Annotated in this window: 20 protein-coding genes and 1 pseudogene; 15 read left to right on the top strand and 6 right to left on the bottom strand. The window is 71.0% G+C overall.

Annotation, left to right across the window (positions count from 1 at the left end; translation table 11 throughout):
* Window positions 1–14: 14 nt before the first annotated feature.
* Entirely contained in the window at window positions 15–962 is a 948-nt protein-coding gene (locus CCN33_RS02610) for a hypothetical protein (protein ID WP_086690626.1), read from the bottom strand.
* A gap of 315 nt (window positions 963–1,277) precedes the next feature.
* Between CCN33_RS02610 and uvrC the strand changes: the two genes are divergently transcribed.
* The 12 genes from uvrC (at window position 1,278) to pgi (ending at window position 17,092) form a co-directional block, all read left to right on the top strand.
* Entirely contained in the window at window positions 1,278–3,377 is a 2,100-nt protein-coding gene (gene uvrC / locus CCN33_RS02605) for an excinuclease ABC subunit UvrC (protein WP_086690624.1), read from the top strand.
* A complete protein-coding gene (gene rapZ, locus CCN33_RS02600; protein WP_031182822.1) occupies window positions 3,374–4,375 on the top strand; it encodes an RNase adapter RapZ in 1,002 nt (333 codons plus the stop codon). The genes uvrC and rapZ overlap by 4 nt, the downstream gene beginning before the upstream one ends.
* Window positions 4,372–5,460 (top strand): gluconeogenesis factor YvcK family protein, encoded by a 1,089-nt coding sequence (locus CCN33_RS02595; protein WP_086690622.1) that lies wholly within the window; start codon window positions 4,372–4,374, stop codon window positions 5,458–5,460. The genes rapZ and CCN33_RS02595 overlap by 4 nt, the downstream gene beginning before the upstream one ends.
* Window positions 5,451–6,440: a DNA-binding protein WhiA gene (whiA, locus tag CCN33_RS02590; RefSeq protein ID WP_086690620.1), complete on the top strand. Its 990-nt coding sequence runs from the start codon at window positions 5,451–5,453 to the stop codon at window positions 6,438–6,440. Before CCN33_RS02595 ends, whiA begins: the two co-directional genes overlap by 10 nt.
* 172 nt (window positions 6,441–6,612) lie before the next feature.
* Window positions 6,613–9,591, top strand: a complete 2,979-nt coding sequence (locus CCN33_RS02585; RefSeq protein ID WP_086690618.1) for a M14 family metallopeptidase — start codon at window positions 6,613–6,615, stop codon at window positions 9,589–9,591.
* Window positions 9,592–9,888: 297 nt separating this feature from the next.
* The gene (gap, locus tag CCN33_RS02580; protein ID WP_086690617.1) at window positions 9,889–10,899 is read left to right on the top strand and encodes a type I glyceraldehyde-3-phosphate dehydrogenase; all 1,011 of its coding nucleotides are present in this window, start codon (window positions 9,889–9,891) and stop codon (window positions 10,897–10,899) included.
* A gap of 136 nt (window positions 10,900–11,035) precedes the next feature.
* Complete coding sequence (locus CCN33_RS02575) at window positions 11,036–12,247, top strand: phosphoglycerate kinase (RefSeq protein ID WP_086690615.1); 1,212 nt, start codon at window positions 11,036–11,038, stop codon at window positions 12,245–12,247.
* 6 nt (window positions 12,248–12,253) lie between these two features.
* Window positions 12,254–13,030 carry a triose-phosphate isomerase gene (gene tpiA / locus CCN33_RS02570; protein WP_086690613.1) on the top strand — a complete coding sequence of 259 codons (777 nt, stop codon included), beginning with the start codon at window positions 12,254–12,256 and terminating at the stop codon, window positions 13,028–13,030.
* 123 nt (window positions 13,031–13,153) lie between these two features.
* Window positions 13,154–13,390 carry a preprotein translocase subunit SecG gene (gene secG / locus CCN33_RS02565; RefSeq protein ID WP_030809737.1) on the top strand — a complete coding sequence of 79 codons (237 nt, stop codon included), beginning with the start codon at window positions 13,154–13,156 and terminating at the stop codon, window positions 13,388–13,390.
* Window positions 13,391–13,641: 251 nt separating this feature from the next.
* Window positions 13,642–13,977, top strand: coding sequence for an RNA polymerase-binding protein RbpA (locus CCN33_RS02560; protein WP_003957010.1), 336 nt, complete (start codon window positions 13,642–13,644; stop codon window positions 13,975–13,977).
* A 123-nt stretch (window positions 13,978–14,100) separates the two neighbouring features.
* Window positions 14,101–15,369: an MFS transporter gene (locus CCN33_RS02555; protein WP_086690611.1), complete on the top strand. Its 1,269-nt coding sequence runs from the start codon at window positions 14,101–14,103 to the stop codon at window positions 15,367–15,369.
* A 76-nt stretch (window positions 15,370–15,445) separates the two neighbouring features.
* A complete protein-coding gene (pgi, locus tag CCN33_RS02550) occupies window positions 15,446–17,092 on the top strand; it encodes a glucose-6-phosphate isomerase (RefSeq protein WP_086690609.1) in 1,647 nt (548 codons plus the stop codon).
* A 195-nt stretch (window positions 17,093–17,287) separates the two neighbouring features.
* Here the strand turns inward: pgi and pgl are convergent, their stop codons facing one another.
* The 5 genes from pgl to tkt are packed head-to-tail and all read right to left on the bottom strand — an operon-like array spanning window position 17,288 to window position 23,953.
* The gene (gene pgl, locus CCN33_RS02545) at window positions 17,288–18,070 is read right to left on the bottom strand and encodes a 6-phosphogluconolactonase (protein WP_031182002.1); all 783 of its coding nucleotides are present in this window, start codon (window positions 18,068–18,070) and stop codon (window positions 17,288–17,290) included.
* The gene (gene opcA, locus CCN33_RS02540) at window positions 18,067–19,176 is read right to left on the bottom strand and encodes a glucose-6-phosphate dehydrogenase assembly protein OpcA (protein ID WP_086690607.1); all 1,110 of its coding nucleotides are present in this window, start codon (window positions 19,174–19,176) and stop codon (window positions 18,067–18,069) included. Before opcA ends, pgl begins: the two co-directional genes overlap by 4 nt.
* The gene (gene zwf, locus CCN33_RS02535) at window positions 19,173–20,711 is read right to left on the bottom strand and encodes a glucose-6-phosphate dehydrogenase (RefSeq protein ID WP_086690605.1); all 1,539 of its coding nucleotides are present in this window, start codon (window positions 20,709–20,711) and stop codon (window positions 19,173–19,175) included. Before zwf ends, opcA begins: the two co-directional genes overlap by 4 nt.
* 1 nt (window position 20,712) lies before the next feature.
* Window positions 20,713–21,831, bottom strand: coding sequence for a transaldolase (gene tal / locus CCN33_RS02530; RefSeq protein WP_086690603.1), 1,119 nt, complete (start codon window positions 21,829–21,831; stop codon window positions 20,713–20,715).
* A 34-nt stretch (window positions 21,832–21,865) separates the two neighbouring features.
* The gene (tkt, locus tag CCN33_RS02525) at window positions 21,866–23,953 is read right to left on the bottom strand and encodes a transketolase (RefSeq protein ID WP_086690601.1); all 2,088 of its coding nucleotides are present in this window, start codon (window positions 23,951–23,953) and stop codon (window positions 21,866–21,868) included.
* 388 nt (window positions 23,954–24,341) lie between these two features.
* Here tkt and CCN33_RS02515 point away from each other — a divergent pair, with 388 nt between their 5' ends.
* From CCN33_RS02515 to CCN33_RS02505, 3 genes and pseudogenes are all read left to right on the top strand, one after another.
* The gene (locus CCN33_RS02515; protein WP_167387749.1) at window positions 24,342–25,328 is read left to right on the top strand and encodes a heme o synthase; all 987 of its coding nucleotides are present in this window, start codon (window positions 24,342–24,344) and stop codon (window positions 25,326–25,328) included.
* 56 nt (window positions 25,329–25,384) lie between these two features.
* Window positions 25,385–25,699, top strand: a complete 315-nt coding sequence (locus CCN33_RS02510; protein ID WP_086690653.1) for a hypothetical protein — start codon at window positions 25,385–25,387, stop codon at window positions 25,697–25,699.
* A 75-nt stretch (window positions 25,700–25,774) separates the two neighbouring features.
* A pseudogene (locus tag CCN33_RS02505) lies at window positions 25,775–25,989 on the top strand (amidohydrolase); the annotation flags it as partial.

Raw genomic sequence — 25,989 nt, 5'->3', positions numbered from 1 at the left:
CGTCCGAGAACGGATCACTCCCACTCCCAGGCGATCCCCACGGTCCCCGGCCGCACCCGTGGCTCCACGACGTGAACGCTGCGGTGCGGCTCGCTGACCGCCAGCTCCTGCCGTCCCGCGCGCGGCGCGGCGGGGGAGAACTGGGTGAAGCGGTGGCAGCGGGCCGGGAGCGCGGACGCGTCGAACCGCACCTGGAGCGCGTACTGCCCGCCCGGTGAGCCGAAGCGGTGGACGTACTCGTGCGAGGCCCCGGCGGTGCCGTCGGTGATGCCGTACCGGAAGAGGAAGGTGTCGCCGGAGCGCAGCCGGGTGCCGAAGAGCAGCTCGGCCACCAGGACACCGGTCTCCCGGTCCAGCCGGACGCGGCCGGTGCGGCAGTTCTCCAGCGCGTGCACGGCCATGTCGTCCGGACGGCAGCCGGGATCGCCGTGGTGGACGGCGACGAAGCGGTCCACGCCGTCTCGGTGGGCGCGCACGATGTGCTCGGATTCCCGGCCCGCCAGTTCGCGCCGTCCCCCGATGCGGACGCGTTCGTGGTGGCCGAGGGTCTGCATGCCGCCGTCCGGTGTCCAGTCCAGCTCCGCCCGGAGCCGGTCCAGCGTGTCGGACGCCTCGACCAGCGAACGGTAGGAGCGGGGCGCCGGGCGGTCGCCGTCGGCCGTCTCCGGCCCCTCGGCGAGCAGCCTGATCAGGGATTCCTCGGGCAGCCGGAGGATCTCCTCCAGTGCGCGCACGGCGCGCAGCGACTCCGGGCGCTGGGGGCGGCGGGCGCCCTGCTGCCAGTAGCTGAGACTGGTCACGCCGACCTTCACCCCGTGGCGCGTCAGATGGTGCTGCACCCGCTGGAGCGGCAGGCCGCGGGCGGCTATCGCGGCGCGCAGCGCCACATGGAAGGGGCCGCCCCGCAGGGCCGTCTCCAGCTCGGCGGAGGCGAGGTCCGGGTGCTCTGTGACATGTGACATGCACAGAAGCCTTTCTGTGAGGGGTCACCACGGCTGGTCAGACCGCGGTGCGGGGTCGTGGGCCACCCCGTGGGCCCCCGGGGGCGCGCTCGCGGGCGGGCACGCCGTTCGCGTGCGCCGACTGCGCGGCCCCGAGTTCCCCCGCATTGAAGCGTGTTGACCAGACCCCGACAACACCCTGGGTCACGTCATGGCCTGGATCGTGACGCCCCGGCGGCCCCTCCGGCCCGATCGTCCACAGGCCGGTCGGGTGCCTCCGCGACCCTTGTCCACAGGCCCGGCGCGGTGTCCCTTCCCGCCAGTAGGGTGTGAGTCATGGCCGACCCCTCCAGCTACCGCCCCAGGCCGGGCGAGATCCCCGACTCTCCGGGGGTGTACAGGTTCCGTGACGAGCACCGCCGGGTGATCTACGTCGGAAAGGCGAAGAGCCTGCGCCAGCGCCTGGCGAACTACTTCCAGGACCTGGCGAACCTGCACCCCCGCACCCGCTCCATGGTCACCACCGCCGCGTCCGTGGAGTGGACCGTGGTGTCCACGGAGGTCGAGGCGCTGCAGCTGGAGTACTCCTGGATCAAGGAGTACGACCCCCGGTTCAACGTCAAGTACCGCGACGACAAGAGCTACCCGTACCTCGCCGTCACGATGAACGAGGAGTTCCCGCGCGTCCAGGTGATGCGCGGTCACAAGAAGAAGGGCGTCAGGTATTTCGGCCCGTACGCCCATGCGTGGGCGATCCGGGACACCGTCGACCTGCTGCTGCGCGTCTTCCCGGTACGCACCTGCTCGGCCGGTGTCTTCAAGAACGCCGAGCGCACCGGCCGTCCCTGCCTGCTCGGGTACATCGGCAAGTGCTCCGCGCCCTGCGTCGGCCGGATCTCGCCGGAGGACCACTACGAGCTGGCCGAGGAGTTCTGCGACTTCATGGCGGGCCGCACCGGCACCTACCTCCGCCGCCTGGAGAAGCAGATGGCCGAGGCGTCCGACGAGATGGAGTACGAGCGGGCCGCCCGTCTGCGTGACGACGTCGGCGCGCTGAAGAAGGCCATGGAGAAGAACGCGGTCGTGCTCGCCGACGCGACCGACGCGGACCTCATCGCCGTCGCGGAGGACGAGCTGGAGGCCGCCGTCCAGATCTTCCACGTGCGCGGCGGCCGGGTGCGCGGCCAGCGCGGCTGGGTCACCGACAAGGTCGAGGAGATCACCACCGGCGCCCTCGTCGAACACGCCCTCCAGCAGCTCTACGGCGAGGAGACCGGGGACTCCGTGCCCAAGGAGGTGCTGGTCCCGGCGCTGCCCGACCCGGTCGAGCCGGTCCAGGAGTGGCTGACCGTCCGGCGGGGGGCCAACGTCTCGCTGCGCATCCCCCAGCGCGGCGACAAGAAGGCGCTGATGGAGACCGTCCAGCGCAACGCCCAGCAGGCCCTCGTGCTGCACAAGACCAAGCGCGCCTCCGACCTCACCACCCGCTCGCGCGCGCTGGAGGAGATCGCCGACGCCCTGGACCTCGACAGCGCTCCGCTGCGGATCGAGTGCTACGACATCTCCCACCTGCAGGGCGACGACGTGGTGGCCTCCATGGTCGTCTTCGAGGACGGCCTCCAGCGCAAGAACGAGTACCGCCGCTTCCAGATCAAGGGCTTCGCGGGCCAGGACGACGTCCGCTCCATGCACGAGGTGATCACCCGCCGCTTCCGCCGTTACCTGGCGGAGAAGGAGAAGTCGGGCGAGTGGGCCGGCGCCGAGGACGTTCCGGTGAACGGCTCGCCCGCCGGTGCGCCCCTGGCGGCCGAGGACGACGGCGTCATCGGCGGCCCCAAGGACGACGACGGCCGCCCCAGGAAGTTCGCCTACCCGCCCCAGCTCGTCGTGGTCGACGGTGGCCGCCCGCAGGTCGCGGCCGCCCGGCGTGCGCTGGACGAGCTGGGCATCGACGACATCGCCGTGTGCGGCCTCGCCAAGCGCCTGGAGGAGGTCTGGGTGCCCGGCGAGGAGGACCCCGTGGTCCTGCCCCGCAGCAGCGAGGGCCTCTACCTCCTCCAGCGGGTGCGTGACGAGGCCCACCGCTTCGCCATCACCTACCAGCGCGCCAAACGGGCCAAGCGGCTGCGCAGCGGCCCGCTGGACGAGGTGCCCGGCCTCGGCGAGACCCGCAAGCAGGCCCTCATCAAGCACTTCGGCTCGGTCAAGCGGCTGCGCGCCGCCACCATCGAGCAGATCCAGGAAGTACCCGGCATAGGCCGGAAGACGGCCGAGACCATCGCGGTGGCACTCGCCCGTTCGGCCCCGGCCGCACCCGCCGTGAACACGGCGACCGGAGAGATCATTGACGAAGAGGAACCCGACACGACGGGCGGTTCCTCCGGAGAGTCCGTGAGCGCGGGCCTCCCGGACGACCGACGGGGGCAGGAGACATGACCGAGCACGAGGCACGGCCCACGGCCGAGCGGGACCGCGCACACGCGGCGACGGACGACAGCCCGCCAGGGGCGGCGGAACAGGACAACGGAGCACAGGTGAGTCAGGACGTCACGCCGGCAGCGGCCAACGATGCGCCCATCCCCGAGCTGGTGATCATCTCCGGCATGTCCGGAGCCGGCCGCTCGACGGCCGCGAAGTGCCTGGAGGACCTCGGCTGGTTCGTCGTCGACAACCTGCCGCCCGCCCTGATCCCCACCATGGTGGAGCTGGGCGCCCGCTCGCAGGGGAACGTGGCGCGGATCGCGGTCGTGGTGGACGTGCGCGGCCGCCGCTTCTTCGACAACCTCCGTGAGTCCCTCGCCGACCTCGACAGCCGGGGCGTCACCCGGCGCATCGTCTTCCTGGAGTCCTCCGAGGACGCCCTGGTGCGCCGCTTCGAGTCGGTGCGCCGCCCGCACCCCCTCCAGGGCGACGGCCGCATCGTGGACGGCATCGCCGCCGAGCGGGAACTGCTGCGCGAGCTGCGCGGCGACGCCGACCTGGTCATCGACACCTCCAGCCTCAACGTGCACGAGCTGCGCGCCAAGATGGACGCCCAGTTCGCGGGCGAGGAGGAGCCCGAGCTGCGGGCCACCGTGATGTCCTTCGGGTTCAAGTACGGCCTTCCGGTCGACGCCGACCTGGTCGCGGACATGCGGTTCCTGCCCAACCCGCACTGGGTCCCGGAGCTGCGCCCCTTCACCGGGGTCAACGAGGAGGTCGCCTCCTACGTCTTCAACCAGCCCGGCGCCAAGGAGTTCCTCGACCGGTACGCCGAACTGCTCCGGCTGATCGCGGCCGGCTACCGCCGCGAGGGCAAGCGGTACGTGACCATCGCCATCGGCTGTACCGGCGGCAAGCACCGCTCGGTCGCCATGTCGGAGAAGCTCGCGGCGCGCCTCGCGGCGGAGGGCGTGGAGACGGTGGTCGTGCACCGGGACATGGGACGCGAATGACCGACCGTGCACGGCGGCTGCGCGGCCTGCGCCGCGTGGTCCCCGAGGGGCGTCTCGGCCGCGCGGAGGCCCGCGCGGCCCGCCCCGTCGAGGTGCGGGGCGCGCGGCCCCGCAGACGCGGCGCCCAGCCCAAGGTGGTCGCGCTCGGCGGCGGCATGGGCCTGTCCGCCTCGCTCGCCGCGCTGCGCCGGATCACCGGTGACCTCACCGCCGTGGTCACCGTCGCCGACGACGGCGGCTCCAGCGGACGCCTCCGGGACGAGCTGGGCGTGCTGCCGCCCGGCGACCTCCGCAAGGCGCTGGCCGCGCTGTGCGGGGACGACGAGTGGGGCCAGACCTGGGCCCGGGTCATCCAGCACCGCTTCCAGTCCCAGGGCGACCTGCACGACCACGCGGTCGGCAATGTGCTCATCGTCGCCCTCTGGGAGCAGCTCGGCGACCATGTGATGGCGCTCGACCTGGTCGGCAGGCTGCTCGGGGCGCACGGCCGCGTGCTGCCCATGTCGGCGGTACCGCTGGAACTGCAGGCCCTGGTCAAGGGACACGACCCGGACCGGCCGGACGACGTGGACACCGTGCGCGGGCAGGCGACGGTCGCGCTGACGCCGGGCGAGGTGCAGTCGGTGCACCTGGTGCCCTCCGACCCGCCCGCCGTCCCCGAGGCGGTGGAAGCGGTGCTCGACGCGGACTGGGTGGTGCTCGGGCCGGGCTCCTGGTTCTCCTCCGTCATCCCGCACCTCCTCGTGCCCGAACTGCTCGACGCGCTCACCCAGACCAAGGCGCGCCGGGTCCTCCCGCTGAACCTCGCCCCGCAACCCGGCGAAACCGAGGGCTTCTCACCGCAGCGTCATTTGGAGGTTTTGGGGCGACACGCCCCTAAACTCGCCCTGGACGTGGTGCTGGCCGACGAGGCGGCCGTGCCCGACCGCGATTCGCTCACCGAGGCCGCCAAGCGGCTGGGAGCCGCGGTCGAGCTGGCGCCGGTGGCCCGGACCGACGGAACTCCCCGGCACGATCCGGAGCTGCTGGCCGCCGCGTACGACCGTATTTTTCGGATGCATGGAAGGATCGGCCCATGGCGATGACGGCAGCGGTGAAGGATGAGATCTCCCGGCTTCCCGTCACCCGGACCTGCTGCAGAAAGGCGGAGGTCTCCGCCATTCTGCGGTTCGCCGGCGGCCTCCACCTGGTGAGCGGGCGGATTGTGATCGAGGCGGAACTGGACACCGCGATGGCGGCCCGGCGCCTCAAGCGGGACATCCTGGAGATCTTCGGCCACAGCTCCGAGCTGATCGTGATGGCGCCCGGCGGTCTGCGGCGCGGCTCGCGCTATGTGGTGCGGGTCGTGGCGGGCGGCGACCAGCTGGCCCGGCAGACCGGGCTCGTGGACGGCCGGGGCCGCCCGATCCGGGGCCTGCCCCCGCAGGTCGTGTCCGGCGCCACCTGTGACGCCGAGGCCGCCTGGCGCGGCGCCTTCCTGGCGCACGGTTCGCTCACCGAGCCCGGCCGGTCCTCCTCGCTCGAGGTCACCTGCCCCGGCCCCGAGGCCGCGCTCGCGCTGGTCGGCGCGGCCCGCAGGCTGTCGATCGCCGCGAAGGCCCGCGAGGTGCGGGGCGTGGACCGGGTCGTGGTCCGCGACGGCGACGCCATCGGCGCCCTGCTCACCCGGCTCGGCGCGCACGAGTCGGTGCTGGCCTGGGAGGAGCGCCGGATGCGGCGCGAGGTCCGCGCGACCGCCAACCGGCTCGCCAACTTCGACGACGCCAACCTGCGCCGTTCGGCGCGGGCCGCCGTAGCCGCCGGGGCACGGGTGCAGCGGGCGCTGGAGATCCTGGGCGAGGAGGTGCCCGAGCATCTCGCCGCCGCGGGCCGGCTGCGCATGGAGCACAAGCAGGCGTCTCTGGAGGAGCTGGGCGCGCTGGCCGACCCGCCGCTGACCAAGGACGCGGTGGCCGGCCGTATCCGCCGGCTGCTGGCGATGGCCGACAAGCGCGCCTCCGACCTCGGTATCCCGAGCACCGAGGCCAACCTGTCCGAGGACCTGGCGGACAACCTCGCGGGCTGATCCCCGAGGCGCCAAGGCAGGGAAAGCGCCGCACCGACGCCGGTGCCGCCGCCCGTTCGGGTGGTAGGCACCGGCGTTTCGCGTGTCCTAGGGGCGCTCTTGACTCGATCATGCAGTGACATGAGCCTGGCAACCTGTTCGCCGCTGTGGCGAACCACCGCGAGGGGGGTTCATGAGACACCGAGTGAGACCCGCAGCCCGGCCCACCGCCAGACCCGCGGCCAGAGCGGTCCTCGCCGTCGGGGCGCTGCTGGCCGGGGCGGCCTGCCTCACGCCCGTCGCCCAGGCGCGGGAGAGCGCGCCCGCCGGCAGCGGCGACGAGGTCAAGGTCTTCCGGGCCGAGGTCACCCGCGCCCAGGTGCCCCTGCTGCTCAGGGCGGGCCAGGACGCCCATGAGCTGGGGGAGCGGGTGGGGGCGCGCGGCCGGACCGCCGTCGAGGTCTACCTCACCGACCGGCAGGCCCGCGGCCTGAAGGAGCAGGGCGTCCGCCTCGCCGAGCATTCCCTGCCGAGCGGCGCGAACAAGCGCCTGTCGGCCGCCGCCCAGGGCGTGTTCCGCCCGTACAGCGGCAGCGGCGGGCTCAAGGAGGAGATCCTGCGGACCGCGCAGGAGAACCCCGGCCTCGCCAAGGTCGAGTCCATCGGCCGCACCGTGCGCGGCCAGGACATCCTCGCGCTCAAGGTCACCAGGAACGCCCGGACCGCGAAGGACGGCTCGCGGCCCGCCGTGCTGTACATGTCCAACCAGCACGCGCGGGAGTGGATCACGCCGGAGATGACCCGGCGCCTGATGCACCACTATCTGGACAACTACCGGTCGGACAAACGGATCAGAAAGCTCGTGGACACCACCGAGCTGTGGTTCGTGCTGTCCGCCAACCCCGACGGCTACGACTACACCTTCAAGGACTCCAGCACCCGGCTGTGGCGCAAGAACCTGCGCGACATCAACGGCGACGGAGTCATCGGCACCGGTGACGGCGTCGACCTCAACCGCAACTTCGGCTACAAGTGGGGCTACGACGACGAGGGTTCGTCCCCCAGCCCCGCCAGCGAGACCTACCGCGGTCCGAGCGCGAACTCCGAGCCGGAGACCAGGGCGCTGGACGCGCTGGAGAAGCGCGTCCGGTTCGCGTTCGGCATCAACTACCACTCCGCCGCCGAGCTGCTCCTCTACGGCGTCGGATGGCAGGTCGCCACCGACACGCCCGACGACGTCCTCTACCGGGCGCTGGCCGGCACCCCCGACAAGCCGGCGATCCCCGGCTACCGCTCCCAGGTCTCCTCCGAGCTGTACACCACCAACGGCGAGGCGGACGGGCAGGCGGCCAACGTCAACGGGATGGCGATGTTCACCCCCGAGATGTCCACCTGCGCGACCGCCTCCGAGTCCGACCCGGACGACGCCTGGAACCCCGACGACTGCCGGTCGGTCTTCACCTTCCCGGACGACGAGACGCTGATCCAGCGGGAGTTCGAGAAGAACGTGCCGTTCGCGCTCTCCGTCGCGGAGACCGCCGCCCACCCCGACCGGCCCGCCTCCACGGTCGGCCTGAGCGCCCCCGACTTCACCCCGGCCGCCTTCACCACCTCCTACGCCCGAGGCACCGGCCAGCAGGTCTCCGTCGTCGCCCGCAAGGCGGTCCGGAACAAGCGGCTGGTGTACCGCGTCAACGGCGGCCGGACCCATGAGCGCACCCTGCGCCCGTGGAAGGGCGGCGAGACCTACGGCGGCGACGACAACCTCCACTTCGACCAGTACCGCGCGGAGGTGCCCGGCGGCCGGGCCGGCGACCGGGTCGAGGTCTGGTTCACGGGAGCGGGCCGTGCGACGGCGAGTCGCCACTTCACCTACACCGTCGCCGACCGGGGCACCGCCGACACCCTCGTCGTGGCCGAAGAGGGCGCGACCGCGACTGGGACCCGCGCCTACACCGACGCCCTGAAGGCGGCCGGCCGCAGGCCCCTCGTGTGGGACACCGCCCGGCGCGGCACCCCCGACGCCCTCGGCGTCCTCGCCCACTTCCGCACCGTCGTCCACTACTCGGGCCCCGACGGCCCCGGCAACGCCACCCAGCTCCAGTTGCGCGCCTACCTCAACGAGGGCGGCAAGCTGATCGAGGCCGGCGAGCAGGCCGGCGGTGAGGTGGACCTCGGCGGCGGCAACCTGTCCGACGACTTCAGCCAGTACTACCTGGGCGCCTACAGCCGGACCTCCACCAAGGGCGCCACCGGTATCACCGGCACCGGCGCGCTGAACGGCGTCTCCGCCGCGCTCGGCGACGCACCGGGCAACCCCCTCGACGCGGCCGGTGCCTACGGGGTCACCTCGGACGAGCTGCCCGCCGCCACCTACCCCCGGTTCCGCAGCGCGGGGGCGGGCCGGTTCACGGGTGCCGTCAGCCCGTACGGGCCGTACGCGGGCTCCTACATGGCCGCCGCCGTGCACACCGACGACGCCTACAAGCGCCTCACCCGCACCATCGACCTCACCGGTGTCGGTGCCGCCGAGAAGCCCGCCTTCGGCACCCGGCTGCTGTGGGACACCGAGCGCGGATACGACCACGCCGTGGTGGAGGTGCACACCGTCGGCGCCGACGACTGGACGACGCTGCCCGAGGCGGGCGGTGCCACCGCCGACGCCGTGCCCGCCGAGTGCGGGGCCGGGTTCCTGGTCGGGGAACACCCCTGGCTGAGGCACTACCTGACCCTCACGGGCAACGCCTGCACCGCCACCGGGACCACCGGCCAGTGGCACAGCCTCACCGGCCGGTCCTCGGGCTGGCAGCGGGTGGACTTCGACCTGAGCGCCTACGCGGGCAAGCGGATCGAGCTGTCCCTCTCCTACATCACCGACCCCGGCACCGGCGGCCACGGCGTGCTCGCCGACGACGCCTCGCTCGTCCTCGGCGGCAACGCGAAGGAGACGGAAGGGTTCGAGTCCTCCCTCGGTCCCTGGCGCGCCTCCGGACCCCCGGCCGGGAGCCCTGCGGTGCTGAAGGACTGGACCCGCACCGGAGCCCTCTTCCAGACCTATGGAGCGGTCACCACCGACGACACCGTGCTGCTCGGATTCGGCCTCGAACAGGTCCCCTCGGCGGCCGAACGGACCGCTCTCGTCCGCAAGGCGCTCACCGCGCTCGACAGGTGAGCGAACCCCCCTCTCAACGGTGCGCGGAAGGCCCCCGCATCAGGTGAGCCAACCCGCTCACGAACGAGTGAAAAGTGCGTCGGCGGTGCCCGTCATTCCCTGACAAAGAGGAGTGAATCCACCGCCGTTCCGAGGCGTTCCGTACCCTACTGACGGGTACGGAACGCCTGCCCTTTTATGCGCCATCTCGATGTCACCCCGGGGGCCGTGGAGGGGTAGGGTCGTGGGTGGTCGGGGACATCCCAAATACAGCTCGCCGGCACCGCATAGCCGGCGTACCAACGAGGAGATCGGTTCGTGACGATCCGCGTAGGCATCAACGGCTTCGGCCGCATCGGGCGTAACTACTTCCGCGCTCTGCTGGAGCAGGGTGCGGACATCGAGGTTGTGGCTGTCAACGACCTGGGTGACACCGCGACCACGGCGCACCTGCTCAAGTACGACACCATCCTGGGCCGCCTCAAGGCCGAGGTGACGCACACCGAAGACACGATCACGGTCGACGGTCACACCATCAAGGTGCTCTCCGAGCGCAACCCCGCCGACATCCCGTGGGGCGAGCTGGGCGTCGACATCGTCATCGAGTCGACCGGCATCTTCACCAAGCGCGACGACGCCGCCAAGCACCTGGCCGGCGGCGCCAAGAAGGTCCTCATCTCGGCTCCGGCCAAGGACGAGGACATCACCATCGTCATGGGCGTCAACCAGGACAAGTACGACCCGGCGAAGGACCACGTCATCTCCAACGCCTCGTGCACCACCAACTGTGTGGCGCCGATGGCGAAGGTGCTGGACGAGAACTTCGGCATCGTCAGCGGCCTGATGACCACGGTGCACGCGTACACCAACGACCAGCGCATCCTGGACTTCCCGCACAAGGACCTGCGCCGCGCCCGCGCCGCCGCCGAGAACATCATCCCGACCACCACCGGTGCCGCCAAGGCCACCGCGCTGGTCCTGCCGCAGCTCAAGGGCAAGCTCGACGGCATCGCGATGCGCGTCCCGGTCCCGACCGGCTCGGCCACCGACCTGGTCGTGGAGCTGCAGCGCGAGGTCACCAAGGACGAGGTCAACGCCGCGTTCAAGAAGGCGTCCGAGGACGGCTCCCTCAAGGGCTTCCTGTCCTACACCGAGGACGAGATCGTGTCCTCCGACATCGTCGGCGACCCGTCCTCCTGCACCTTCGACTCGTCCCTGACCATGGTCCAGGACGGCAACAGGGTGAAGATCCTCGGCTGGTACGACAACGAGTGGGGCTACTCCAACCGCCTCGTGGACCTGACGGTCTTCGTCGGCGAGCAGCTCTGATCCGACACCGCAGGACCTTGAAGTGAGAGCAGGGCCCGGGCAGCGCACGGCCGCGCTGTCCGGGCCCTGTCTCACGCACGGACCACGCCCCTTTTACGATCAGGGGCATCAAGAGCCCTCTCCAGGAGTCCACTCAATGAAGACGATCGACGAACTTCTCGCCGACGGCGTGAGCGGCAAGCGGGTCTTCGTCCGCGCCGACCTCAATGTGCCGCTGGCCGACGGGACCATCACCGACGACGGCCGCATCCGTGCTGTGGTGCCCACCATCAAGGCCCTCGCCGACGCCGGCGCCGAGGTGGTCGTCGCCTCCCACCTGGGCCGTCCCAAGGGTGCGCCGGACCCGGCCTTCTCGCTGCTGCCCGTCGCCGAGCGTCTCGCCGAACTCCTCGGCACCCCGGTCGCCTTCGCCGAGGACACCGTCGGCCCCGCCGCCCACGCCGCCGTCGACGGCCTGGAGCCCGGCCAGGTCGCGGTCGTCGAGAACCTGCGCTTCAACGCCGGTGAGACCTCCAAGGACGACACCGAGCGCGGCGAGTTCGCCGACCGGCTGGCCGCCCTCGCCGACGTGTACGTGGGCGACGGCTTCGGCGCGGTGCACCGCAAGCACGCCTCCGTCTACGACCTCCCGGCCCGGCTGCCGCACTACGCCGGCTACCTGATCGCGCGCGAGGTCGGCGTCCTGAAGAAGCTCACCGACGACGTGCGGCGCCCCTACGTCGTGGTCCTCGGCGGTGCCAAGGTCTCCGACAAGCTCGCCGTCATCGACCAGCTGCTCGGCAAGGCCGACCGACTGCTCATCGGCGGCGGCATGGCCTACACCTTCCTCAAGGCGCAGGGCCACGAGGTCGGCATCTCCCTCCTCCAGGAGGACCAGATCCCGGCCGTCAAGGAGTACATGGAGCGCGCCGAGAAGAACGGCGTCGAGCTGGTCCTGCCCGTGGACGTCCTGGTCTCCCCGGAGTTCCCGGACCTGAAGACCAAGGCCCCCTCGCAGCACACCGTGGTCGACGCGGACAAGATCCCCGCCGACCAGGAGGGCCTGGACATCGGCCCGAAGACCCGCGAGCTGTACGCCTCGAAGCTCGGCGACGCCGAGACCGTCTTCTGGAACGGTCCGATGGGCGTCTTCGAGCACCCCGACTACGCCGAGGGCACCAAGGCGGTCGCCCAGGCGCTCGTCGACTCCGACGGCTTCACCGTCGTCGGCGGCGGCGACTCCGCCGCCGCGGTGCGTACGCTCGGCTTCGACGAGAACGCATTCGGCCACATCTCGACCGGTGGCGGCGCCTCCCTCGAGTACCTCGAGGGCAAGACGCTCCCCGGCCTCGCCGCACTGGAGGACTGACCCCGCATGACCACTCGCACGCCGATCATGGCGGGCAACTGGAAGATGAACCTCAACCACCTCGAGGCCATCGCGCACGTCCAGAAGCTCGCCTTCGCCCTGGCCGACAAGGACTACGAGGCCGTCGAGGTCGCCGTCCTGCCGCCCTTCACCGACCTGCGCTCCGTGCAGACCCTGGTCGACGGCGACAAGCTCAAGATCAAGTACGGTGCCCAGGACGTCTCCCAGCACGAGTCGGGCGCCTACACCGGAGAGATCTCCGGTTCGATGCTGGCCAAGCTGAAGTGCTCCTACGTGCTCGCCGGCCACTCCGAGCGCCGCCAGTACCACCACGAGACCGACGACGTGGTCAACGCCAAGGTCAAGGCGGCCTTCCAGCACGGCCTGACCCCGATCCTGTGCGTCGGCGAGGAGCTGGACGTCCGCGAGGCCGGGAACCACGTGGACCACACCCTCGCCCAGGTCGAGGGGGGTCTGAAGGACGTCCCGGCCGAGCAGGCCGAGAACGTCGTGATCGCCTACGAGCCCGTGTGGGCCATCGGCACCGGCAAGGTCTGCGGTTCCGACGACGCGCAGGAGGTCTGCGGCGCGATCCGGGGCAAGCTCGCCGAGCTGTACTCCCAGGACGTCGCCGACAAGATCCGCATCCAGTACGGCGGCTCCGTGAAGTCCGGCAACGTCGCCGAGATCATGGCCAAGCCGGACATCGACGGCGCCCTGGTGGGCGGCGCGTCGCTGGACGCCGACGAGTTCGTCAAGATCGTGCGGTTCCGCGATCAGTGATCCGGTCCGCGAGTAGGCGGTAGCGACGATACGTCGTACTCTTGCGGGGGCATGGCCGTCGTGCCGTGCCCCCGTCCGTCCAGCTCAATCCGTCCGTCCGAATCCGAGGAAGTTGGTCCAGCCGTGGTTTTGGGGTTCTCGATCGCCCTGATCGTCTTCAGCCTGCTGCTGATGCTGCTGGTGCTGATGCACAAGGGGAAGGGCGGCGGCCTCTCCGACATGTTCGGTGGTGGCATGCAGTCCTCCGTGGGCGGCTCCTCGGTCGCCGAGCGCAACCTCGACCGCATCACAGTCGTGATCGCCGTGCTCTGGTTCGCCTCGATCATCGTGCTCGGCCTGCTCATGAAGTCGAGCGGCTGACCGGACCGCCGAGGCGGGGGCCGCGCGTACAGCCGCGATGCCCCGCCCGTCCCACAAGTACATAGATTCCACACGTAAGGCCCCATGTTCGGTACGCGCCCACGAGCGCGGCCTATCATGGGGCTTGCGTCTGGGCGGAGGCGGTACCTCCCCTCACTGGACGCGCGTTGGGCCTTACGTAGACTGAGGCGCTCGCGGCGAAGCGATAGGCCGACCTGCTTCGCGGCACCATCACGCAGGGAGTTACGACCGTGGCAAGTGGCAACGCGATCCGGGGAAGCCGGGTCGGTGCGGGGCCGATGGGCGAGGCCGAGCGCGGCGAGTCCGCCCCGCGTCTGCGCATCTCCTTCTGGTGCTCCAACGGGCACGAGACCCAGCCGAGCTTCGCCAGCGACGCGCAGGTCCCCGACACCTGGGACTGCCCGCGCTGTGGCTTCCCGGCCGGTCAGGACCGGGACAACCCGCCGGACCCGCCGCGCACCGAGCCCTACAAGACGCACCTCGCCTATGTGCGCGAACGGCGCAGCGACGCGGACGGCGAGGCGATCCTCGCCGAGGCGCTCGCCAAACTGCGGGGCGAGATCTAGGAGTTGACACCGGCCGGGGCCCGAGAGGGTGCCCGGCCGGAGCTGTCCTGTCCCACGGCCGGACCCCGTTGTCAGTGGTGCCCCCTACTGTGAGTGAGGTAACTGCGACTCGGGGGTACGGCCATGACGACGACTCAGGTGGTGCGGACGGCAACGCCCGCGTGGCGCGGGGGATTCGGGCGGCTGTGGAGCGCCGCCGTGCTCTCCCGCTTCGGCGACGCGCTGCGCACGGCCGCGCTGCCGCTGCTCGCCGTGCGCCTGACCGACGATCCGCTCGCCGTCGCCGCGGTGACCGCCTGCGGCTATGTGCCCTGGCTGCTGTTCGGCCTGCTGGGCGGCGCGATGGCCGACCGGGTGGACCAACGCCGCGCGATGTGGGCCGTGGACGTGGCACGGGGGCTGCTCGTCGCCGCGTTCGCCCTCGCGGTGGCTCTCGGCCACGCCTCGATCCCGCTGCTGATCGCGCTCGCCTTCTCCCTCACCGCGCTCCAGACCCTGTTCGACAACGCGGCGACCGCCCTGCTCCCCTCCGTGGTCCGGCCGGAGTCCCTGGGCAGCGCCAACGCCCGCCTGATGACCGGTCAGCAGCTGGCCGGCGGCCTGCTCGGCGGACCTCTGGTGCCGCTGCTGCTGACGGCCGGGGCGTTCCTGCCCTACGCGGCCGACGCCGTCACCTACCTGCTGGGCGCCGCCCTCGTGGCCTCCCTCCGCATCGGGACACCCTCACGCGAACCGCGCCCGCCCGGCGCCACCCTGCGCGCCGACATAGGGGAGGGGCTGCGGCAACTCTGGCGGGACCGCGCGCTCCGCGCGATCTGCGGAGCCACCCTGCTGTGCAACATCGGCATGGGCGCCCTGATCGCCACCCTCGTCCTGCACGTCACCGGCTGGCTGCACGCGGGGAACGTCGGCTACGCGGCCGTCATGACCGCCTACTCGGCCGGCAGCGTCGCCGGCGGCTTCCTGGCCCGGCGTCTGGCGGGCCGTCTCGGCCGGGTGCGGGCCCTGCTGCTGGGCGGCACCGTGCAGACCGGCGCACTGCTCCTGCTGGGCTCCGTGCGGGAGATGGCGGCGCTGATCGCCGGGATGCTGCTGCTCGGCGCGATGGGCATGGTGTGGAACGTCAACCAGGTGACGCTGATGCAGCAGCGTGCCCCCGCCGCGATGACCGGCCGCATCTCGGCCGCCTTCCGCACCGCCTCCACCGCCGGTGCCCCCCTCGGCGCCCTGCTCGGCGGTGCCGCCGCCGGCTCCCTCGGCCTCAACGCCCCCGCGCTCCTCACGGCCGCCCTCTTCGCGGCGGCGGTGCTCGCACTGATACCGGCGCGCTCGGCGGACGTATCGATGGACGAGAAGCGGGGTGGTGTCACCACCGGCCCGGTCCCCGGGTGATCAATTAGGTTGGTCCCGCAGTGGGCACACGGGGCAGGACAGGCGACAGGCGCAGAAAGGAAGGCGGAAGCCGGAGATGAACGCAGAAGGCCGTACAGCACTGAACCGGACGCCCGAGTGGGCCGCTCTGAAGGAGCACCGCGAGGGCTTCGGCGGGACGGGCCTGCGGGAGCTGTTCGACGCCGACCCGGAGCGCGGGCGGACGTACACGGTCCGGGCCGGGGACCTCTACATCGACTACAGCAAGCAGCTCGTGGACGCCGAGGCGCTGCGGCTGCTGCGCGAACTGGCCGTCGCCACCGATGTGTTCGGGCAGCGGGACGCGATGTTCCGGGGTGAGCGGATCAACACGACCGAGAACCGCGCGGTGCTGCACACCGCGCTGCGTGCGCCTCGGGACGCGGTGATCGAGGTGGACGGGGAGAACGTGGTCCCGGCCGTGCACGCGGTGCTGGACAAGATGAGCGGCTTCGCCGACCGGGTCCGTTCGGGTGAGTGGACCGGTCACACCGGCAAGCGGATCAGGAACGTCGTCAACATCGGTATCGGCGGTTCCGACCTGGGTCCGGCGATGGCGTTCGAGGCGCTGCGTGCCTTCACCGACCGTGACCTGACGGTGCGGTTCGTGTCGAACGTGGACGGCGCCGACCTCCACGAGGCGTTGCGGGACCTGGACCCGGCGGAGACGCTGTTCATCGTGGCGTCCAAGACGTTCACGACGATCGAGACGATCACCAACGCGACCTCGGCGCGCTCGTGGCTGCTGGACGCCCTCGGTGACGACAAGGCCGTGGCCAAGCACTTCGTGGCGCTCTCCACGAACGCGGAGAAGGTCACCGAGTTCGGCATCGACGTCGACAACATGTTCGAGTTCTGGGACTGGGTCGGCGGCCGGTACTCCTTCGACTCCGCGATCGGCCTGTCGCTGATGATCGCGATCGGTCCGGAGCGCTTCCGGGAGATGCTGGACGGTTTCCACACCGTGGACGAGCACTTCCGTACCGCTCCGGCGGAGGAGAACGCGCCGCTGCTGCTCGGCCTGCTGGGGATCTGGTACGGCAACTTCTTCGACGCGCAGTCGCACGCGGTCCTGCCGTACAGCCACTACCTGTCGAAGTTCACCGCCTACCTCCAGCAGTTGGACATGGAGTCCAACGGCAAGTCCGTCCAGAAGGACGGCAGGCCGGTGGAGTGGCAGACCGGGCCGGTGGTCTGGGGCACGCCCGGTACCAACGGGCAGCACGCGTACTACCAGTTGATCCATCAGGGCACGAAGCTGATCCCGGCGGACTTCATCGGCTTCGCGCGTCCCGTGGACGAGCTGAGCGATCAACTGAAGGCCCAGCACGACCTGTTGATGGCCAACTTCTTCGCCCAGACCCAGGCCCTCGCCTTCGGCAAGACCGCCTCGGAGGTCCGGGAGGAGGGGGTGCCGGAGGAACTGGTCCCGCACAAGACCTTCCCGGGGAACCGCCCGACCACCTCCATCCTGGCGCCGGGACTGACCCCGTCCGTGCTGGGGCAGCTCATCGCGCTGTACGAGCACAAGGTGTTCGTGCAGGGCGCGGTCTGGAACATCGACTCCTTCGACCAGTGGGGCGTCGAGCTGGGCAAGGTCCTGGCCAAGCGCATCGAACCCGCCCTCACCGAAGGCGCCGAGGTGCCCGGCCTCGACCCATCCACGCGGACGCTGGTCGCGGAGTACCGGAAGATGGGCGGCTGAGCCACGCGTGAGGCGGACGCGGCCGGTTCGGGCCGCGTCCGCCCTCCGGAAGAGCCCGGCGCCACCCGTCGATGGCCGAGGCGCAGACGAGCGGCTCGGAGCGTACGCGCTCGGCATCGAGTGCGACGGCGCGATGTGCCACTCGTACGAAAGGGGCGGCGGGGAATCCCCGCCGCCCCTTTCCCCGCGCTCAGGTCACGGCGAAGCCGGCGGATACATCGACCGCGGCAGGTCCGCCGCGGCCGCCGAGTCCAGCAGCCACAGCGTCCGCGCCCGGCCCTGGGCACCGGCCGCCGGGGCCTGCACCTCGCCCGCGCCGGACAGCGCGATCGCCACCGCCTCGGCCTTGTCCTCGCCCGCCGCCAGCAGCCACACCTCACGCGCCGCGCGGATCGCGGGCAGCGTCAGGGAGGTCCGGGTCGGCGGCGGCTTGGGCGCGCCGTGCACACCCACCACCGTGCGCTCGGTCTCCCGCACCGCGGGCAGCTCCGGGAAGAGCGACGCCACATGGGTGTCCGGACCGACGCCCAGCAGCAGCACGTCGAACTCCGGCACCTCGGCGTGGTCCTCGGGACCGGCCGCCTTGGCCAGCTCCGCCGCGTACGCGCCGGCCGCCGCGTCCACGTCCGCGCCGTAGGGCCCGTCGGAGGCGGGCATCGGGTGCACCCGCGCCGGGTCCAGGGGCACGGAGTCCAGCAGGGCCTCGCGGGCCTGCGTGTAGTTGCGGTCCGGGTCGCCCTCGGGGAGGTAGCGCTCGTCGCCCCACCACAGGTCCAGGCGGCCCCAGTCGATCGCGTCCCGCGCGGGCGCCTTGGCCAGTGCGGCCAGCAGACCGTTGCCGTTGCGGCCACCGGTGAGGACCACCGAGGCGTGACCGCGCGACGCCTGGGCGTCCACGATCTTGGTGATCAGCCGCGCGGCGGCGGCCTCGGCCATCAGTTCCTTGTCGCGGTGCACGACCAGTTGCGGAGTGCTCACTTCGACGCCGCCTTCCTCGCGAGGGAATTCGGGGTGGGCCGCTGGGCCTCGCCCTCCTCGGTGCCCGCCTCGGACTCGGCGACAGCCGCTCCGGCGACCGCCTCGTCCTCCGCGGTCCTGTCCGCGGCCTTCTCCGTGGGCCCGGCCGGAGCGCCGTCCAGCGTCGCCACCGCCTCCGCGCCCGTGGACAGCCGCTCCACGCCGTAGCGCAGGGCCGCCGCGTAGGTGTCGTCCGGGTCGAGCCGGCGCAGTTCCTCCGCGATCAGCTCGGCGGTGTCCCGGCGCTGGAGCGCCACCGCACGGCCCGGCTGGCCCTGGATGGACAGGTTCGCCAGCGAACCGTCCGCCCGGTCCAGCACGACCGGCCCGCACGTCGTCTCCATCCGGACCGCCGTCAGACCCGGACCCGAGGACAGCGACCGCTGCACCGGCACGCCCAGCCGGTCCGCCAGCCACATGGCCAGCAGCTCGCAGCTCGGGTTGAACTCCTCGCCCTCCACCTCGACGGACCGCACCTCGCAGTCCACCTGGTCCAGGGCCGCCGCCAGCATCGAACGCCACGGCGTGATCCGCGTCCACGCCAGGTCGGTGTCGCCCGGCGTGTACGTCTCCGCACGCGCCGCCAGCTCACGCACCGGCTGCTCGGCCGCGTAGGTGTCGGTGACCCGGCGCTGCGCCAGCGCGCCCAGCGGGTCCTCGGCCGGGTCGAGCGGGGCGTCCACCGGCCACCAGACCACCACGGGCGCGTCCGGGAGCAGCAGCGGCAGCACCACCGAGTCGGCGTGGTCGGACACCTCGCCGTAGGTGCGCAGCACGACCGTCTCGCCGGCACCCGCGTCCGCGCCCACCCGCACCTCGGCGTCCAGCCGGGAGGTGGTGCGGTCGCGCGGGGTGCGCGAGACCCGGCGGATGACGACCAGGGTGCGCGAGGGGTGTTCCCGCGAGGCGTCGGTCGCCGCCCGCAGCGCGTCGTAGGCGTTCTCCTCGTCGGTGACGATGACGAGGGTCAGCACCATGCCCACGGCGGGCGTGCCGATGGCGCGGCGGCCCTCCGTCAGCGCCTTGTTGATCTCACCGGCGGTGGTGTCGGTCAGGTCTATCTTCATGGCCGGCGCCAGCTCCGTCCGTCTCGTGCGAGCATCTCGTCGGCCTCGGCCGGGCCCCAGGTGCCCGACTTGTACTGCGCGGGCCGCCCGTGCTCGTCCCAGTACTCCTCGACCGGGTCGAGGATCTTCCAGGACAGCTCGACCTCCTCGGTGCGCGGGAAGAGGTTGGCGTCACCCAGCAGCACGTCGAGGATGAGCCGCTCGTACGCCTCGGGGCTGGACTCGGTGAAGGACTCGCCGTAGGCGAAGTCCATCGACACGTCCCGGATCTCCATCGAGGTGCCCGGCACCTTGGAGCCGAAGCGGACCGTGATGCCCTCGTCGGGCTGGACCCGGATGACGATCGCGTTCTGGCCCAGCTCCTCGGTCGCCGTGTGGTCGAACGGGGAGTGCGGCGCCCGCTGGAAGACCACCGCGATCTCGGTGACCCGGCGGCCCAGCCGCTTGCCGGTGCGCAGGTAGAAGGGGACGCCCGCCCAGCGGCGGTTGTCGATCTCCAGCTTCAGCGCCGCGTAGGTGTCGGTCTTCGACTCGGGGTCGATGCCGTCCTCTTGCAGATAGCCGATGACCTTCTCGCCGCCCTGCCAGCCGGCCGCGTACTGCCCGCGCACGGTGTCGGCGCCCAGGTCCCTCGGCAGCCGGACGGCACCGAGCACCTTGGTCTTCTCCCTGGCCAGCGCGTCCGCGCCGAAGGAGGACGGCTCCTCCATGGCGGTCAGCGCCAGCAGCTGCAGGAGGTGGTTCTGGATGACGTCACGGGCGGCGCCGATGCCGTCGTAGTACCCGGCACGGCCGCCGATGCCGATGTCCTCGGCCATGGTGATCTGGACATGGTCGACGTAGGACCGGTTCCAGATCGGCTCGAACATCGTGTTGGCGAAGCGCAGGGCCAGGATGTTCTGGACGGTCTCCTTGCCGAGGTAGTGGTCGATCCGGAACACCTGGTCCGGCTCGAACACCTCGTGCACGACCTTGTTCAGCTCCTCGGCCGACTTCAGGTCGTGGCCGAACGGCTTCTCGATGACCGCGCGGCGCCAGGAGCCCTTGGACTGGTCGGCCAGCCCGCTCTTCTTGAGCTGCTGGATCACGACCGGGAAGGCGCCCGGCGGCACCGACAGGTAGAAGGCGAAGTTGCCGCCCGTGCCCTGCTGCTTGTCCAGCTCGTCGATGGTCGAGCGCAGCCGCTCGAACGCCTCGTCGTCGTCGAAGGTGCCCTGGACGAAGCGCATCCCCTGGATGAGCTGCTGCCAGACCTCCTCGCGGAACGGCGTACGCGCGTGCTCCTTGACCGCGTCGTGCACGACCTGCGCGAAGTCCTCGTCCTCCCAGTCGCGGCGGGCGAAACCCACCAGGGAGAAGCCCGGCGGCAGCAGACCGCGGTTGGCCAGGTCGTAGACGGCCGGCATCAGCTTCTTGCGGGACAGGTCGCCGGTGACGCCGAAGATCACCAGGCCCGACGGCCCCGCGATGCGCGGGAGCCGTCGGTCGGCGGGATCACGAAGCGGGTTCGCTCCGGAACCGTTGAGGGGTGACAAATCAGCCCTCCGAGGGGGCGAGGCGCTTCAGCTCCGCCTCGGTCGACTTGAGCAGGTCGTTCCAGGACCCCTCGAACTTGTCCACGCCCTCGTCCTCGAGCACCTGGACGACGTCGTCGTAGGAGATCCCGAGCCGCTCGATCGCGTCGAGGTCGGCACGAGCCTGCTCGTAGGTGCCGGTCACCGTGTCGCCGGTGATCTCACCGTGGTCCTCGACGGCCTCCAGGGTGGCCTCCGGCATGGTGTTGACCGTGTTCGGCGCGACCAGCTCGGTGACGTACATCGTGTCCGGGTACGCCGGGTCCTTCACGCCGGTCGACGCCCACAGCGGACGCTGCTTGTTGGCGCCCGCCTTCTCCAGCGCCTTCCAGCGGTCGGTGGAGAAGACCTCCTCGTACGCCTGGTAGGCCAGGCGCGCGTTGGCGATGGCGGCCTTGCCGCGCAGCGCCTTGGCCTCGTCGGTGCCGATCGCGTTCAGCCGCTTGTCGACCTCGGAGTCCACGCGGGACACGAAGAAGGACGCCACGGAGTGGATCTTGGACAGGTCCAGGCCGCGCTCCTTGGCCTTCTCCAGGCCGGTCAGGTACGCGTCCATGACCTTGCGGTACCGCTCGAGGGAGAAGATCAGCGTGACGTTGACGCTGATGCCGTTGCCGATCGTGTCCGCGATGGCCGGCAGACCCGCCTCGGTCGCCGGGATCTTGATCAGCGTGTTCGGGCGGTCCACCAGCCAGGCGAGCTGGCGGGCCTCGGCCAGCGTGGCGCGCGTGTTGTGCGCCAGACGCGGGTCGACCTCGATGGAGACCCGGCCGTCCTTGCCGCCGGTGGCGTCGAAGACCGGGCGCAGGATGTCGGCGGCGTCACGGACGTCCGCCGTCGTGATCATGCGGATGGCCTCTTCCACCGTCACCTCACGCGCGGCGAGGTCGGTGAGCTGCTGGTCGTAGCCGTCGCCCTGCGAGATCGCCTTCTGGAAGATCGTGGGGTTGGTGGTGACACCCACGACGTGCTGCTGGTCGATCAGCTCGGCGAGGTTGCCGGACGTGATCCGCTTGCGCGACAGGTCGTCCAGCCAGATCGCCACGCCTTCCTCGGAGAGGCGCTTCAGTGCGTCTGTCATGGAAATTGCATCTCCTACGTGTCGTTTACGGGCGTCAGCGCTGCGTAGCGGCGAGGGATTCCCGCGCCTTGTCGGCCACGTTCTCCGGAGTGAAGCCGTACTCGCGGAACAGGACCTTGCCGTCCGCGGACGCGCCGAAGTGCTCCAGGGAAACGATGCGGCCGGCGTCACCCACGTACTTGTGCCAGGTCAGACCGATGCCCGCCTCCACGGCGACGCGGGCCTTGACCGACGGCGGCAGCACGGAATCCCGGTACCCCTGGTCCTGCTCCTCGAACCACTCGACCGACGGCATCGAGACCACACGGGTGGGCACGCCCTCGGCCTGGAGCTGCTCGCGCGCCTCCACGGCGACGTGCACCTCGGAACCGGTCGCGATCAGGATCACCTGCGGCTCGCCGCCCTCGGCCTCGAACAGGACGTAGCCGCCACGCGCGGCGTCCTCGTTGGGCTCGTACGTCGGCACGCCCTGGCGGGTCAGCACCAGGCCGGTCGGGGCGCCCTTGCCGAACTCCTTGGTCCAGCGCTTGAGCACCTCGCGCCAGGCGGTCGCGGTCTCGTTGGCGTCCGCCGGGCGGACCACGTTCAGACCGGGGATCGCGCGCAGCGCGGCCAGGTGCTCCACCGGCTGGTGGGTCGGGCCGTCCTCGCCGAGACCGATCGAGTCGTGCGTCCACACGTACGTCACCGGCAGGTGCATCAGCGCCGACAGGCGGACGGCGTTGCGCATGTAGTCGGAGAACACGAGGAACGTACCGCCGTAGACACGGGTGTTGCCGTGCAGGGTGATGCCGTTCATCTCGGCGGCCATGGCGAACTCGCGGATGCCGAAGTGGATCGTCCGGCCGTACGGGTTCGCCTCCGGCAGCGGGTTGCCCGCCGGGAGGAAGGAGCTGTCCTTGTCGATGGTCGTGTTGTTCGACCCGGCGAGGTCGGCGGAGCCGCCCCACAGCTCGGGGATGACCGGGCCGAGCGCCTGGAGGATCTTGCCGGAGGCGGCACGGGTGGCCACGCTCTTGCCGGTCTCGAAGACCGGGATCTTCAGCTCCCAGCCGGTCGGCAGGGCGCCCTCGCTGATGCGGTCGAACTCGGCCGCGCGGTCCGGGTTGTTCTCGCGCCAGACCTGGAAGCCCTTCTCCCACTCCGCCTTGGCCCGGCGGCCGCGCTCCAGGGCGCCGCGGGTGTGGTCGAGGACCTCGTCGGCGACGGCGAAGCTCTGCGTCTCGTCGAAGCCGAGGACGCGCTTGGTGGCCGCGACCTCGTCGTCACCGAGGGCCGAGCCGTGCGCGGCCTCGGTGTCCTGGGCGTTCGGGGCGGGCCAGGCGATGATCGAGCGCATGGCGATGAAGGACGGCCGGTCGGTGACCGCCTTGGCCTTCTCGATCGCCGCGTAGATCGCCTCCGGGTCCAGGTCGCCGTCGGACTTGGGCTCCACGCGCTGGACGTGCCAGCCGTACGCCTCGTACCGCTTCATCGTGTCCTCGGACACGGCGGTCTCGGTGTCGCCCTCGATCGAGATGTGGTTGTCGTCCCACAGCAGGACCAGGTTGCCGAGCTTCTGGTGGCCCGCGAGGGAGGACGCCTCGTGGGAGATGCCCTCCTGGAGGCAGCCGTCACCGGCGATGCAGTAGATGTAGTGGTCGAACGGGGACGTGCCCTCGGGCGCGTCGGGGTCGAACAGGCCCCGCTCGAAGCGGGACGCCATCGCCATGCCCACCGCGTTGGCCACACCCTGGCCCAGCGGACCGGTGGTGGTCTCGACGCCCTTGGTGTGCCCGTACTCCGGGTGACCCGGAGTCTTCGAGCCCCAGGTGCGGAAGGACTTCAGGTCGTCCAGCTCCAGGCCGAAGCCGGCCAGGTAGAGCTGCGTGTAGAGGGTCAGGGACGAGTGACCGGCGGACAGCACGAAGCGGTCGCGGCCCACCCACTGCGGGTCGGCCGGGTCGTGCCGCATCACCTTCTGGAAGAGGGTGTAGGCGGCCGGGGCCAGGCTCATCGCCGTACCGGGATGGCCGTTGCCGACCTTCTGTACGGCGTCGGCGGCCAGGACCCGGGCGGTGTCCACGGCCCGCTGGTCCAGCTCGGTCCACTCAAGGTCTGTGGTGGTCGGCTTGGTGCTCACCCTGGGTCAGGGCTCCTCTCCACATGTTGTTCGCCGGTTCGCGGCGCGTGGCGCCCGCCGGCCGCCGGTGCACTGGTGTCCACCGGCCGTTGTCGAGCCTACCCCCGAGGGGACGTGCGTTTTTTCGAGTCATTCCAGACTGCCGGGACTCTTCGCGATCCGCCTCCCGACCGGCCCGGAAGCCGCTTGGCACATGAATACGGAGCCGCTCGTCCGAGTGCTCAACCGAGCCGGGGGAGACCTCGTACGGGCGGCGTGTCGCAAGGCTCGCCAACACGAGCCGACCCCGGCGAAAAACCGGATATGGGCAACGTCTAAAGTGGCGTGGTACGCGCGAGCCTTTACCCCGCTTTCACACGGGAATGCTCGCTTGATGTCTCTGTCAGGGGTGTGCGTGACGGCCGTCGAATCCCGTCCTGGCGGCACTTCCCAGGCCCTCGAGGCTCTGGGGGAGGCCGGTCCCGGTACGAGCCGGAGCCCGGTTGACCGGTCGTTCGGAGCCCGTGTCAAGGGCTTCGTGGCGCTGACCAAGCCGCGGATCATCGAGCTGCTGCTCATCACCACGGTGCCGGTGATGTTCCTGGCCCAGCAGGGGGTGCCCGACCTGGGCCTCGTCCTGCTCACCTGTGTCGGCGGTTACCTGTCCGCGGGCGGCGCCAACGCGCTCAACATGTACATCGACCGCGACATCGACGCGCTGATGGACCGCACCTCGCAGCGGCCGCTGGTGACCGGGCTGGTCAGCCCGCGCGAGTGCCTCGCCTTCGGCATCACCCTCGCGGTCGTCTCCACCCTGCTGTTCGGGCTGACCGTCAACTGGCTGTCCGCCTGGCTGTCACTCGGTGCGCTCCTCTTCTACGTCGTCGTCTACACGATGATCCTCAAGCGGCGTACCTCGCAGAACATCGTCTGGGGCGGCATCGCGGGCTGCCTGCCGGTGCTGATCGGCTGGTCCTCGGTCACCAACTCGATGTCCTGGGCGCCGGTCATCCTCTTCCTCGTGATGTTCTTCTGGACGCCGCCGCACTACTGGCCGCTGTCCATGAAGGTCAAGGAGGACTACGCCCGCGTGGGCGTGCCGATGCTGCCCGTCATCGCCTCCAACAAGGTGGTCGCCCGGCAGATCGTGATCTACAGCTGGGTGATGGTCGCCGTCTCCCTGCTGCTGACCCCGCTCGGCTACACCGGCTGGTTCTACACCGTGGTCGCCCTCGCGGCCGGCGGCTTCTGGCTCTGGGAGGCGCACGGCCTGCAGAACCGGGCCAAGGCCGAGGTGACCGGGGGCAAGCTCAAGGAGATGCGGCTGTTCCATTGGTCGATCACCTACGTCTCCCTCCTCTTCGTCGCCGTCGCGGTGGACCCCTTCCTCCGCTGAGCGGGATGCCGACCCTCCCGTCGCCCTTTTCTCTACTCGTCGGTAGCATCCTGGTCATGGCTGACACGGAGCAGGTTGACGCGAAGAGCGAGCGCCAGGTGAAGCGGCTCGCCCACCAGATCGGTACGTTCGCCAAGGCGCACGGGGGCGCCGAGGGGAACGTGGCCTACCTCGGCGAGCGCGGGGCCCGTATCGCCCTCGTGGGCGAGGACGGCGAGTGGGGCAACCTCGTGGCCCCCAGCGTGGAGATCGGGCGCCGGGCGGTGGAGAAGGCCGGGGTGGCGCTCCAGGACGACTTCGACGGGGAGTTCGCGGCGAAGATCCGCACCGGCGCGTACGAGTGGAAGCGGATGGCCGGTATTCAGCTCTGAGTCCCGCCCCCGCGCCACCTGAATCCGGTTCGTGCCGTTAGGACGTGTGAAACAGCGTCCTCCTCGGGAGCCGGAATGATCGACACGCCTTCGCTCGTGGATCAGTACTGCCATGGGGTGCTCCGGACCGAGCTGGGGCTCGGGACGTTCGAGGCGCGGCTGGGGCGGGGGGAGGGGCCGCCCGCGCCGGGGACCACGCTGTTCGACACGCAGACGGGGTTCGCGGTGCGGCGCTGGTGTCCGCCGCTGCTCGGCCTGGAGCCGCACTGTCCGCCCGCCCGCCATCTGGC

The organism is Streptomyces recifensis, assembly GCF_002154615.1.
GTDB lineage: Bacteria > Actinomycetota > Actinomycetes > Streptomycetales > Streptomycetaceae > Streptomyces > Streptomyces griseoluteus.
The sequence above is the reverse complement of the archived record's forward strand: the minus strand, read 5'-3'. Positions and strand labels throughout refer to the sequence as shown.